This is a genomic window from Pseudomonas tritici (assembly GCF_014268275.3).
Classification (GTDB): domain Bacteria; phylum Pseudomonadota; class Gammaproteobacteria; order Pseudomonadales; family Pseudomonadaceae; genus Aquipseudomonas; species Aquipseudomonas tritici.
Genome location: NZ_CP077084.1, coordinates 1,487,910 through 1,500,025 on the forward strand (window position 1 = coordinate 1,487,910; position 12,116 = coordinate 1,500,025).

Annotated in this window: 9 protein-coding genes; 7 read left to right on the top strand and 2 right to left on the bottom strand. The window is 62.7% G+C overall.

From position 1 onward, the window contains the following. Window positions 1-7: 7 nt before the first annotated feature. The 6 genes from HU722_RS06590 (at window position 8) to HU722_RS06615 (ending at window position 6,657) form a co-directional block, all read left to right on the top strand. Window positions 8-769, top strand: a complete 762-nt coding sequence (locus HU722_RS06590; RefSeq protein ID WP_065890461.1) for an SDR family NAD(P)-dependent oxidoreductase — start codon at window positions 8-10, stop codon at window positions 767-769. A 138-nt stretch (window positions 770-907) separates the two neighbouring features. Then, window positions 908-1,657, top strand: coding sequence for an SDR family NAD(P)-dependent oxidoreductase (locus HU722_RS06595; RefSeq protein ID WP_065880122.1), 750 nt, complete (start codon window positions 908-910; stop codon window positions 1,655-1,657). A 13-nt stretch (window positions 1,658-1,670) separates the two neighbouring features. Next, window positions 1,671-1,970 (top strand): hypothetical protein, encoded by a 300-nt coding sequence (locus HU722_RS06600; protein ID WP_186752324.1) that lies wholly within the window; start codon window positions 1,671-1,673, stop codon window positions 1,968-1,970. Further along, on the top strand, window positions 1,967-2,941 hold the full coding sequence (locus tag HU722_RS06605) for a CobW family GTP-binding protein (protein ID WP_065872567.1): 975 nt from the start codon (window positions 1,967-1,969) through the stop codon (window positions 2,939-2,941). The genes HU722_RS06600 and HU722_RS06605 overlap by 4 nt, the downstream gene beginning before the upstream one ends. Beyond that, window positions 2,938-4,110 carry an ABC transporter substrate-binding protein gene (locus HU722_RS06610; RefSeq protein WP_065872566.1) on the top strand — a complete coding sequence of 391 codons (1,173 nt, stop codon included), beginning with the start codon at window positions 2,938-2,940 and terminating at the stop codon, window positions 4,108-4,110. The genes HU722_RS06605 and HU722_RS06610 overlap by 4 nt, the downstream gene beginning before the upstream one ends. Window positions 4,111-4,320: 210 nt before the next feature. Beyond that, a complete protein-coding gene (locus tag HU722_RS06615; RefSeq protein WP_065872575.1) occupies window positions 4,321-6,657 on the top strand; it encodes a putative bifunctional diguanylate cyclase/phosphodiesterase in 2,337 nt (778 codons plus the stop codon). Window positions 6,658-6,849: 192 nt separating this feature from the next. Here the strand turns inward: HU722_RS06615 and HU722_RS06620 are convergent, their stop codons facing one another. Together HU722_RS06620 and HU722_RS06625 are read right to left on the bottom strand one after the other, a co-directional pair. Beyond that, window positions 6,850-9,261 carry a glucose/quinate/shikimate family membrane-bound PQQ-dependent dehydrogenase gene (locus tag HU722_RS06620; protein WP_186752323.1) on the bottom strand — a complete coding sequence of 804 codons (2,412 nt, stop codon included), beginning with the start codon at window positions 9,259-9,261 and terminating at the stop codon, window positions 6,850-6,852. Window positions 9,262-9,714: 453 nt separating this feature from the next. Beyond that, window positions 9,715-11,733 (bottom strand): TonB-dependent receptor, encoded by a 2,019-nt coding sequence (locus HU722_RS06625; RefSeq protein ID WP_186752322.1) that lies wholly within the window; start codon window positions 11,731-11,733, stop codon window positions 9,715-9,717. 148 nt (window positions 11,734-11,881) lie between these two features. Between HU722_RS06625 and HU722_RS06630 the strand changes: the two genes are divergently transcribed. Continuing rightward, complete coding sequence (locus tag HU722_RS06630) at window positions 11,882-12,115, top strand: VF530 family protein (RefSeq protein ID WP_012722427.1); 234 nt, start codon at window positions 11,882-11,884, stop codon at window positions 12,113-12,115. Window position 12,116 lies beyond the last annotated feature (1 nt).

Sequence of the window (12,116 nt, forward strand, 5' to 3'; positions counted from 1 at the left end):
GTGAGTGATGAGCCGTAAAGTTGCCTTGATTACCGGTGCCGCCAGCGGCATCGGCCAAGCCCTCGCCGTGGCCTATGCCCGCAACCGCGTGGCGGTGGTGGGCGGGTATTACCCGGCTGATCCCCATGAGCCGCAGACCACCGTCAGCCTGGTGGAAGCCGCTGGTGGCGAATGCCTGATGCTGCCGTTGGACGTGGGCGATACTGCCTCGGTCGACGCACTGGCCGCGCAAGCCATACAGCATTTCGGGCGACTGGATTATGCGGTGGCCAACGCCGGACTGCTGCGTCGCGCACCGTTGCTGGAAATGACCGATGCGCTGTGGGACGAGATGCTCAACGTCGACCTCACGGGGGTGATGCGCACCTTCCGCGCGGCGACCCGGCATATGCATGAAGGCGGCGCGCTGGTCGCGATTTCGTCGATTGCCGGTGGCGTGTATGGCTGGCAGGAACACAGCCATTACGCGGCGGCCAAGGCCGGTGTGCCGGGGTTGTGCCGGTCTCTGGCGGTGGAGTTGGCGCCGCTGGGCATTCGTTGCAATGCGGTGATTCCAGGGTTGATTGAAACGCCGCAGTCGCTGGATGCAAAGAACTCGCTGGGGCCGGAAGGTTTGGCCAAGGCGGCGCGCGCGATTCCGCTGGGGCGGGTAGGGCGAGCGGATGAAGTCGCGTCGCTGGTGCAGTTTTTGACCAGTGAAGCGTCGAGCTACCTGACCGGGCAGAGCATCGTCATCGACGGCGGCCTGACCGTACGCTGGCCCGACTGACTGCACCCCATTTAAAAATGTGGGCGCTGGCTTGCCTGCGATAACGGTGTATCAGTGAATACATGTGTGGCTGACCCACCGCCATCGCAGGCAAGCCAGCTCCCACATTAGAACCGTGTTTGTCTCGGGAGAATTTACATGCCTCAACTCACTCACCGCCGCGCCGTCATCACCGGCGCCGGCAGTGGCATCGGCGCTGCCATCGCCCGTGCCTACGCCGCCGAAGGCGCGCGCCTGGTGCTGGCCGACCGCAACGCCGCCAGCCTCGCCGAAACCGCGATCACCTGCCGCAACCTTGGCGCCGAGGTGTTCGAATGCCTGGCCGACGTCGGCACCGTCGAAGGCGCCCAGGCCAGTGTTGACCGTTGCGTCGAGCAGTTCGGCGGTATCGATATCCTGGTCAACAATGCCGGCATGCTCACCCAGGCGCGTTGCGTCGACCTGACCATCGACATGTGGAACGACATGCTGCGCGTCGACCTCACCAGTGTGTTCGTCGCCAGCCAGCGCGCCTTGCCGCACATGCTCGCGCAGCGTTGGGGGCGGATCATCAATGTCGCCTCGCAACTGGGCATCAAAGGCGGCGCCGAGTTGACTCACTACGCCGCCGCCAAGGCTGGGGTGATCGGCTTTACCAAGTCCCTGGCGCTGGAAGTGGCAAAAGACAACGTACTGGTCAACGCCATCGCACCGGGCCCGATTGAAACGCCATTGGTGGGCGGTATCAGTGAGGAATGGAAACGCGCCAAGGCCAAGGAGTTGCCGCTGGGCCGTTTCGGCCTGGCCGATGAAGTGGCGCCGGTGGCGGTGCTGCTGGCCAGCGAGCCCGGCGGCAACTTGTTCGTTGGCCAGACACTGGGCCCGAACTCCGGCGATGTCATGCCATGAGTGAGGTGTAGCCATGTGCGGACTCTGCGGACTGCTCGGCGAGGACCTGCACTGGAGCGATCCCCTGGGTGATGAGTTACCCCGGCGCCGTGAACGCCTGCGCCGGATCGCGGCGATCAACCAGGTGCTGGCGGTGTTCCGGCTCAAGGTCGAAGACTTCCAGGGCGCGTCCTATCTGCTGCTCGGCGCCACTGGCAAGCAGGCGCTGGCCAGCGGTCTGGATCAACTCTGGCAAGCCGCCGAAAACATGCTCGGCCAGCCACTGGATCCCCTCGATACGCGTTTGTTGGAGCACTTGGAGACAGCCCGATGAGCATCGCCCTCAACGTCATCACCGGCTTCCTTGGCAGCGGCAAGACCACCTTGCTCAAGCGCCTGCTGCAGGGTGAAAGCCTGGGCGACACCGCGTTGCTGATCAACGAGTTCGGTGATGTCGGCATCGACCACCTGCTGGTGGAAGAAGTGGCGCCGGATACGGTGCTGCTGCCCAGCGGCTGTGTGTGTTGCTCGATCCGTGGCGAGTTGAAAGAGGCGTTGTTGACCTTGTTTCAACGCCGTGAGCGCGGTGAAATCCCGGCGTTCAAGCGGGTCATCCTGGAGACCACTGGCCTGGCCGACCCGGCGCCGATCCTGGCCACCCTGAACAACGACGTGCAGTTGCGCGGGCGTTTTCATATTGGCTTGGTGATCACCCTGGTGGACGCCAGCCATGCCGTCCTGCAAGAACGCCTGCACCCGGAATGGCTGGCCCAGGTAGCGGCGGCGGACCGTTTGCTGCTGAGCAAGACTGATCTGGCGGGTGACTGCGCTGCACTGCGCGCCCATTTACAGGCGCTCAATGCCGGTACGCCGATCCTCAATACCCATGACATCCACAGCGGCGACCAACTGCTGCTGGGCGAAGGCCTGCGCAGTGCCGAGCCCGCCATGGAAGTCAGCCGCTGGCAGCTGCATCACACCACCACGGCCACCCACGGCGCTGCGCAAGTCTGCAGCCTGACCTTCGACCAGCCTCTTGATTGGGTGGGTTTCGGGGTATGGTTGTCGATGCTGTTAAGATGCCACGGCGAACGAATTCTCCGCGTCAAAGGGCTGCTCAACGTGAACGCCAGTAACGCCCCCATCGTCATTCATGGCGTGCAGCATTGCCTGCATGCGCCGGTGCATTTGCCTGCATGGCCGGGCAGCGACCGGCAATCACGCCTGGTGTTTATCCTGCGTGGCCTCGAGCCTGCGCTGCTCAAGCGTTCGTTTGAAGCGTTCTCGCGGCGGTTCGCTGCATGATCACACTCCGCGTTCTCGGGACGTCGGTCACCCTGCTTGAATGCCTGCGGGTACGCGCCGAAGAGGAGCTGGGCATTCGCCTGGTCTACCAGGTGCACGACGTCGAGCAGGCGCAACGCATCGCGGTGATGCAACCCGACAGCTACGACCTGTATGACCAGTGGTTCCACAACGTCGACTTCGTGTGGCCGGCCCGGGCCATCCAGCCTATCGACACCCGACGCATCGCGCTATGGCACGAGATCAATGACCTGCCCAAGCGCGGGCGCCTGTCGCCCGATGACCGCCTGGGCAGCGGCAGCGTGCCCAGCGAGCGGCTGTTCGTGCAGCACGACGGCAGCCTCGGCAGCACGGTCACCGAGCGCATCAGCATGTTGCCCCTGACCCACAACGCCGACAGTTTCGCCTACCGTCCTGAGCGCTTGCCCGAAGGTTTTTGCCATGGCAATGAAAGCTGGGGCTGGTTGCTCGACCCGGCCTGGCGCGCACGTACCGCCCTGCAAAGCGACGCTGCGATCGGTGCGCTGGACGCGGCGCTGGCAGTGCAGGGCGCGGGGCTGGCGAGCTTCAAGGACATCGGCAACATGAGCATCGAAGAGATCGATGTACTGGCCGACATCCTCGTGCGCAAACAAAAGGAGGGGCACTTCGCGGCGTTCTGGTCCGATGACGAAGAGGCCGCGCAATTGATGCTCAGCCCCAGCATCGATATCCAGAGCCTGTGGTCGCCGACCTTGATGCGCCTGCACCGCGCCGGGGTGAAATACCGCCTGGCGGTGCCACGCGAAGGCTATCGCGCCTGGTTTGGTGGTTTGTCATTGTCGCGCCATGCGAAGGGGCCGGTGCTGGATGCCGCGTATGCCTACCTGAATTGGTGGCTGTCCGGCTGGCCCGGTGCGGTGATGGCGCGCCAGGGTTACTACATCGGCAACCCGGCGCGTAGCCGAGACCATCTGAGCCGCGCCGAGTGGGATTACTGGTATGCCGGCAAGCCTGCGCGAGAGGAGCTGCCGGGCAGCGATGGCCTGCCGTTGATCGATATCGGTGAAGTGCGCGACGGCGGTTCCTATGAGCAACGCATGGGGCATATTGCGGTGTGGAATTCGGTGATGGATGAACACAACTACCTGGTACGGCGTTGGGGGGATTTTATGCGTGCTCGCGGCTAAGTCGTCGGTCAATGGCTTACCGCCATTAAAATGGCAGTGAAGTCCCCGGTTTTATTGGGTGCACTTATGCTTTGTCCCGGTTAATCTGCGCAAACCAAATATCCATGCGAAATGGATGTTTTTTTGACGCCGGGTCAGCATTTGCCAGGAACGCTTATGACGAAGGGACGTAATGGCAGAGAGAGGCGAATGCTGCCAGAAGCCACCGCACTGCGCTGGCGCCATACGTTTCAAACCCGAATTGCCAGCGTGCTGGCGCTCTTGCTGTTGGTGGTGGTCGCCGCCACTTATTTCGCCGTCAAGGCCGCCACCGCCCGTGCCGTGGAAAACCAGGCGCAAGTTCAACTGAAAACCGGTAGCCAAGTGTTCGAACGCTTGCTGGAACTTCGTGGGCGTCGCCTTCAATACGGCCTCGACTGGCTCACCGTGGACGGCCCGTTCAGGCAGGCGGTGGCCGAGGGCAAGACCGTGGCGATGCTCGCGGCCCTGCGCCGGCATGGCACGGGTATTCGCTCCAGCGAAGTGTTTGTGCTGGGCCTGGATGGCAACGTCATGGCCAGCACCTTGCCCCTCTTCACGCGTGGCCAGGTTTTCCCTTATGACGATGCCATGCGCCACGCGCGTCGTACCGGCTTGCAGATGCTGATCGTGGCCATGGACGGTTGCCCTTACTTGCTGGTGCAACACGAAGTGCTCGACCCGCTGCCCATCGCACGCGTGGTCATGGGCTTTCCCATGGACACGTTGTTTGCCAATGAACTGCGCGCCATGAGCAGCCTTGAGGTGTCTTTCCTCAGCGTGCAGAACGGTAAACCCGGTGCGCTATTCAGCACCCAGCCCGAGGCGTACCAGGCCACCACCCTCAGTCTTTTGCGCGAGGCGCGCGTCAACCCCGAGCCGCAGATCCACCTGTTCTACGGCGAGCGTGTGCTCAGCCAGGTACTGCCGCTGGCCAACTCCGGTGACGGCGACGAGGTGCGTGTGCTGCTGCAAAGCCCGCTGGACCACGCCCTGGAATCCTTCGCGCCCCTGGACCGGCAGTTCCTCGGGATTGCCCTGGCGGTGCTGGTGGTGTCGCTGGCTGGCGCGCTGTTCCTGGCGCGGCGGGTGTCGCGTCCTCTTAACGCCTTGGTGCAAGCCGCCGAGCGCATCGGCGCCGGTGACTACCGCACGCCGGTGCGGGTGCGCGGCCATGATGAATTTGGCCTGCTGGCCCGGGCGTTCAATGCCATGCAAAGCGGCATCGCCATGCGCGAGCGGCAATTGGCCCATAACGCCCTGCATGATCCTCTCACCGGTCTGCCCAATCGCGCCCTGGCCATGGAGCGCCTGGGCAGTGCGATCAGTGCTCGGCGGCCGGTGGTTTTACTGTACGTGGGGATCGAGAACTACCGGGTGATCAACGAAGGTTTCGGCCCCGCCGGTGTGGAAGAAATGCTGCGTGAAGCCAGCCGCTGCCTGTCCATGAGCCTGTTGGCCAGCGACACCGCCGCGCGCATCACCGGCAGTGAATTCCTGCTGTTGCTGGAAAATACCGAGATCGACCGCGCCGTGTCGCGCGCCGATCGCCTTTATGCGCTGCTCACCGAACCCCAGCGCATCGGCAATGACGAACTGCGCCATGAAGTGAGCATTGGCATCGCGGCTTACCCCGCCGATGGCCAGCAGGTGGAAGAGTTGATCAGCCGCGCCGCCATTGCCCGGCATGACGCGGCGAGCCTGCCGGGGCATTTGCAGATCTACCAGCAGGACCGCGACCTGGCTCACCAGCGCCAGATCACCCTGATCCGTGACCTGCGGCGTGCCGCGGTCGAAGGCGAGTTGTTCCTGTGCTACCAACCCAAGCTCGACCTCAAGCACGGCCATGTATGCCAGGCTGAAGCCTTGTTGCGCTGGCAGCATCCGACCCTGGGCCAGGTGTCTCCCGCCGAATTCATCCCCTTGGCCGAGCGCACCGGCAGCATGAGCAGCCTGACCCTGTGGGTGATCGAAGAAGCCATCCGCCAGATCGGCGAGTGGGGGCAGCGGGGCATGCATATCCAGCTGTCGGTGAATATTTCGGTGGATGACCTGGCCGATGATGACCTGGCGATCCGGGTCACCGCCTTGCTGATGCACTACCAAGTGGGCGCCCAGCAACTGATTTTCGAGATCACCGAAAGCGCGATCATGCACAACCCGCAACAGGCGCTCAGCGTGCTGGAGCAACTGCGCGGCTGCGGTATCAGCCTGTCGGTGGATGACTTCGGCACCGGCTATTCCTCGCTCGCGCAACTGCAGCGCTTGCCGGTGCAGGAGTTGAAGATCGACCAGTCGTTCATCCGCAACCTGAACAGCACCAGTGGCGACGGCGTGATCGTGCGTTCCACCATCGAAATGAGCCATAACCTCGGCCTCAAGGTAGTGGCCGAAGGCGTCGAGTTCGCCCCCAGCTTGAAGCTGCTCAAGCTGTGGAACTGCGACACCGCCCAGGGATACCTCATCAGCCGACCGCTGAATGTGATGGCGTTCGAGATGTGGATGCGCCGTGAGCGGCTGCCGCTCTGAACCACCACCTAATAACCGCATAACAACCGCATGACGACGCCTGCTACGGGGGTGGCGAGGATGGCGAAGGTGGCGAAGGTGGCGAGTGTGGCGGGAACGGCGAGGGTTGCGGCGGGAAGGCGCAATGGGATTGGGCAGAAAAAAGGCGGCTACCTGCGTGGGTAGCCGCCTTTGTCTTGCCGCCGGTGTTGCTTAATCCGGCAGTTTGAACGCCATTACATAGTCACCCTGCTTGGTACCCAGGGAACCGTGACCGCCCGCCATGACCAGCACGTACTGCTTGCCGTCCTTGCCGGTGTAGGTCATCGGCGTGGTTTGCGCGCCCGCTGGCAGGCGGCCTTCCCACAGTTGCTTGCCGTTTTTCACGTCATAGGCACGCAGGTACTGGTCGAGGGTGCCGCTGAGGAAGGACACGCCACCAGCGGTGGTGAAGGTGCCGCCCAGGCTAGGCACGCCCATGGTCAGTGGGATCGGAACCGGCGAGCTGTCGCGCACGGTGCCGTTTTTGTGCATCCAGATGGTTTTGTGGGTGGTCAGGTCGACCGCCGCCACGTAACCCCAAGCTGGCGCCTGGCACGGCAGGCCCATTGGCGACAGCATGGCTTCGAGGATCACACCGTACGGCGCGCCTTTGTTTGGCTGCACGCCTTCGGTTTCACTGACGCGTGGGCCTTGCTTGGCGATGTCGGCCGCCGGGATCAGCTTCGATTTGAACGCCATGTAGCTTGGGTTCACGAAGGCAATCTGACGCACCGGGTCGACGGAAATGCCACCCCAGTCGAACACGCCGAAGTTACCCGGATAAACGATCGAACCTTGCAGCGATGGCGGGGTGAATGGGCCGTCGTAGCGCAGGGATTTGAAGTCGATGCGGCACAGCATCTGGTCGAACGGCGTCACGCCCCACATGTCACGCTCTTTGAGCGGCGGTGGCATGAAGTTCAGGTCGGACTTCGGTTGGGTAGGGGAGGTGCGGTCGCCCGCCACTGCGCCTTGCGGGACCGCCACTTCGTGGATCGGCACGACCGGTTGGCCGGTAGCGCGGTCCAGCACGTAGATGCTGCCTTGCTTGGTCGACGCCATCACTGCCTGCTTCACGCCGGCTTCGGTCTTGATGTCGATCAGCGAAGGCTGGCCGCCCACGTCCATGTCCCACAGGTCATGGTGAGTGAACTGGAAGGTCCACTTCACGTGGCCGGTGTCGATGTCCAGGGCGGTGAGGCCGGCAGCGTATTTTTCGGAATCGTCGGTACGGTCGCCGCCGTACTGGTCGGGCATCTGGTTGCCCATCGGCAGGTAGAGCATGCCGAGTTTTTCATCCACGGCGAACATGGACCACATGTTCGGCGAGTTGCGGGTGTAGGTCTTGCCTTCGGCCAACGGGGTGGTGTCGTCCGGGTTGCCGCTGTCCCAGTTCCACACCAGCTTGCCGGTGTGCACGTCGAACGCGCGGATCACGCCGCTCGGCTCGTCGATGGAAACGTTGTCGGTCACGTGACCGCCAATCACCACCAGGTTCTTGGTCACGGCCGGTGGCGACGTGGAGTAGTAACCGCCGGGGGCGAAGCTGCCGATATTGGCACGCAGGTCGACCTGGCCTTTGTCACCGAAGTCTTCACACATCTTGCCGGTGTCGGCATTCAGGGCGATCAGACGGGTGTCGGCGGTCGGCACGAAGATGCGTTTCGGGCAGGCGTTCGGTGCGGCGGCCGGGCTGGCGCTGCCGGTCGGGCTCTGCTCGGAGGCATAGGCGGCATCATCGTGATACGACACGCCACGGCAGGTCATGTGCGCCCAACCCTTGAAGCTTTCAGCACCTTGGGTGGTGATCTTCGGGTCGAAACGCCAGATTTCCTTGCCGGTGTCTGGGTCCAGGGCAATCACTTGGCTGTGCGGCGTGCACACGTAGAGCATGCCGTTGACTTTCAGCGGGGTGTTTTCCGCGGTGGTTTCACCCGGGTCGCCTGCGCCAGGGATGTCACCGGTGCGGAAGGTCCACGCCGGCACCAGTTTGTGGGCGTTTTCCGGGGTGATCTGCGCCAGCGGCGAGTAGCGATCGCCAAAGGCCGAACGGCCGTAGGCGTTCCAATCGCCGTCGGCCTGGGCCGGTGCAGCGTTGGCCATGCCCGGTACCGCGTCGCGGTCCAGCTGGCCTTTGATTTCACCGGGGTTGGTGAATTGGCTGGCAATGGCGGCGGCACCGGCCAGCACCACGGCAACGCTCAGTGCGCCAGTGCCCAGCGGGGCAGGCTGACCACGCAGCAACGGACGGCGAAACCACGGGAGCAGCATGACGAGACCCAGGGCGAACAGCAGCGCCAGGCGTGGCACCAATTGCCACCAGTCCAGGCCGACTTCCCACAGGGCCCACACGGTACTGGCGAACAGCACCAGTGCGTACAGACCCAGCGCGGCGCGGCGAGTAGCCAGCAGCAGAACGCCGGTCAGGGCGATGCCGATACCGGCCAGCAGGTAATACAGCGACCCGCCGAGCATCGTCAGCTTGATACCACCGGCCAGCAAGGCCAGGCCCATGATCAGCAGCAAGACGCCTAGCAGCCTGGGCAGCAGGCGACTTGGGCTTGAGGCACCGTCAGTGCTCATAGTTGTGTTTCTCCGTTGCGTTGGAATTATGTATCCCCGTGTTTCTTCACTGTAGATGACGATTCGACACGGGCTTGGTTCAGCGTTAATTCAGTTTTTCCGGGGATAAGCACGGTTATCCACAGGCGGGCGATTTATTCCCACGCGCAGGTCTGTGTAAGACAGCGCTGTCTTGATGGGCGGTATGATTCGGCAAGATGGGGTCGACCGGGAGGTGAAACGTTTCAGATTATTGCGGGCAAGGATAAAGGGAGTGCGCGGTTAGAGAAAGCGCAAATCGCAAGATGCATCATTTCAGATTTGGTAACAGTGACTAAATGTCGCTGCAAAAGGCGATGGGAACGGGTGTGTGTGGGAGCTGGCTTGCCTGCGATTGCATCGCCTCGGTGCAACTGGAATACCGAGGTGTCTGTATCGCGGGCAAGCCCGGCTCCCACAGGGATTGGGGGAGTTTTAGAAGGTTGTGCGGACGCCGAACTGCACGCTTCTGCCCGGTGCCGGCGCGATATCCCGCAGGATCGAACTGGCGTAGCGCACCGTCTGGTTTGTCAGGTTTTCACCGTTCACAAACGCCAACCACTGGCTGCCACCCATGTTGAAACGATACCCGGCGCTGGCGCCCAATGTGGTGTAGCCATCGGTGCCACTCTCGTTATCCGGCACACGCCCTTGTCCTGCGGCACGTTCAACATCGATGCGTGCCTGCCAGCGGTCCAGCTCCCACAACAAGCCGCTGTTCAAGCGCAGCGGCGCAATACGCGGCAAGGCTTCACCGGTATCCAGATTGGTCGCGCGGGTGTAGTCGCCCGACAGTTCCAGTGCGAACTTACCGTAGGCGCTTTCGCCAAGTTTCCAGTGATCCTGGGCTTCGAAGCCGGCGAAACGTGCACGCACGCCGGAGTATTTGTACTCAGGGATGCCGCCTGCGTCTTCTTCACCCTCATCGTTCAGTGTGCGACCGCTGCCCAGCAGGCCGATGTAGTTGGAGAAACGGCTGTAGAACACACCAAAGCTGCCTTTGTGGGTGCCGTTGTCAAAGCGCAGGGCCAGGTCGCTGGACACGGCTTTTTCTTTCTTCAGGTTGGCATTGCCCAGCTCGTAGGTGCCGGTGGCGACGTGGGCACCGTTGGCGTACAGCTCGTAAAAGGTCGGCGCGCGTTCGGTATAGCCCAGGGTCGCGGCAAGGGACCAGATTGGCGTGAGGCTGTAGACCGCCCCGGAGGACAGGCTGCCGGCGGTGAAATCATTGGATTTGTCCGCACCGGCGAAGCGCGCATTGCCCTTGGCATCCGGGTCGACGCTGGTGTGTTCCAGGCGCCCGCCGAGGCTGAGTTTCAGGCGCTCGGTGGCCTGCATTTCTTCGAGGATAAACAGCGCGCCGGCGTTGGTGTCGGTCTGCGGCACGAAGGCTTCTTCACCGAGGGCTGAGAATTCGTTGCGGGTCACTTGTGCGCCAACCACGCCGTCGAACGGGCCGATGGGGTGGTGACGGGCTTCGACGCGCGCTTCATAACCCTTGTTCTTGAAGATCGTGCCGGTTTCGCCGCCTTCGATTTCACGGTGTTCGTAATCGGTGTAGCCCGCGTCAAGTTTTACCGAGGTAAGCGGGCCTTGCAGGTTGCGGATCTCCGACGCGAACGCGTAGTGGTCCTGCTGCATGCGAATGCGCACGTCCTTTTCGGCCGGGGAGCCATAGTTCGCGTCGTAGTTGCTGTAGGACAGCCCGGCATAACCGTCATCCCAGGTGTAGGAACCTCCCACCGCGCCGCCGTCCTGGCGGCCGTCGCTGTTACCCAGGCGGCCGTTTTTGCCAGGGGCATCGTCGGTTTCCGGGGCATGGCGGCTGCGCGCCTGGCCGGGGATTTTCAGGTCATTGAATGCCCGCGCATTGGCGTCCAGGTGCAAGGCAAAGGTGCCGTTACCGGCTTCCAGTCTGCCAGCGCTGCTGCGCGTGGTGTCGGCGCCGCCGTAGCGCAATTCACCGGCACCGTGGATGCCTTCGATGGCCTCGGTGGGGATACGGTTGTCGAACGTGTTGACCACGCCGCCGATGGCGCTGCCGCCGTACAACAACGCCGCCGGGCCGCGCGCGATTTCAATGCGATCGACGTTAACCGGGTCCAGCGGCACCGAGTGGTCGTAGGACAGCGAAGAGGCATCCAGCGCACCCACGCCATTGCGCAGGATGCGGATACGGTCGCCATCCTGGCCACGGATGATTGGCCGGCTCGCGCCCGGGCCGAAGTAAGAAGACGACACGCCCGGCTGTTTGTTCAGGGTTTCACCGAGGCTGCCTTTTTGTTGCAGGGTCAGGTTATCGCCCTCCAGCACGGTGGTCGGCGAAGCAAGCTGTTCGCTGCCTAGAGGGTTGCCGGTGATGACCTGGGGCTGCAACTCCAGGGCGTGGGCTTCGGAGCAGATCAACAGGGCGGCGGCGAGTGGGGTCAAGCGCCACAGAGAAGAGAGGGGCATCGGACATTCCTTGGAAAACGACGAAAAGATTTGAGATTTATCGTTACAATATAACATCTCTTTTTCGTTGGAGGCGGGAACTTTTTATAACGAGCAGGCGGGGTGATAAGGTGTGCGCCTTCGTGAACACATTTTTCATAGGCCTGGCATGACCGCGACAAGTAACGACCCACTCCACGGCGTGACCCTGCAGCACGTCCTCACCACCCTGGTGGAACACTACGAATGGGAAGGCCTTGCCGAGCGTATTGATATCCGCTGCTTCAAGAGTGACCCGAGCATCAAGTCGAGCCTCACTTTCTTGCGCAAGACGCCTTGGGCGCGGGAGAAAGTCGAAGGGCTGTACGTGAAACTGATGCGCACCAAACGCCCGTTGGATTGAA

Coding starts and splice junctions, on each gene's coding strand:
- HU722_RS06590 (WP_065890461.1), top strand. CDS start 8: ATGAGCCGTAAAGTTGCCTTGATTACCGGTGCCGCCAGCGGCATCGGC.
- HU722_RS06595 (WP_065880122.1), top strand. CDS start 908: ATGCCTCAACTCACTCACCGCCGCGCCGTCATCACCGGCGCCGGCAGT.
- HU722_RS06600 (WP_186752324.1), top strand. CDS start 1,671: ATGTGCGGACTCTGCGGACTGCTCGGCGAGGACCTGCACTGGAGCGAT.
- HU722_RS06605 (WP_065872567.1), top strand. CDS start 1,967: ATGAGCATCGCCCTCAACGTCATCACCGGCTTCCTTGGCAGCGGCAAG.
- HU722_RS06610 (WP_065872566.1), top strand. CDS start 2,938: ATGATCACACTCCGCGTTCTCGGGACGTCGGTCACCCTGCTTGAATGC.
- HU722_RS06620 (WP_186752323.1), bottom strand. CDS start 9,261: ATGAGCACTGACGGTGCCTCAAGCCCAAGTCGCCTGCTGCCCAGGCTG.
- HU722_RS06625 (WP_186752322.1), bottom strand. CDS start 11,733: ATGCCCCTCTCTTCTCTGTGGCGCTTGACCCCACTCGCCGCCGCCCTG.
- HU722_RS06630 (WP_012722427.1), top strand. CDS start 11,882: ATGACCGCGACAAGTAACGACCCACTCCACGGCGTGACCCTGCAGCAC.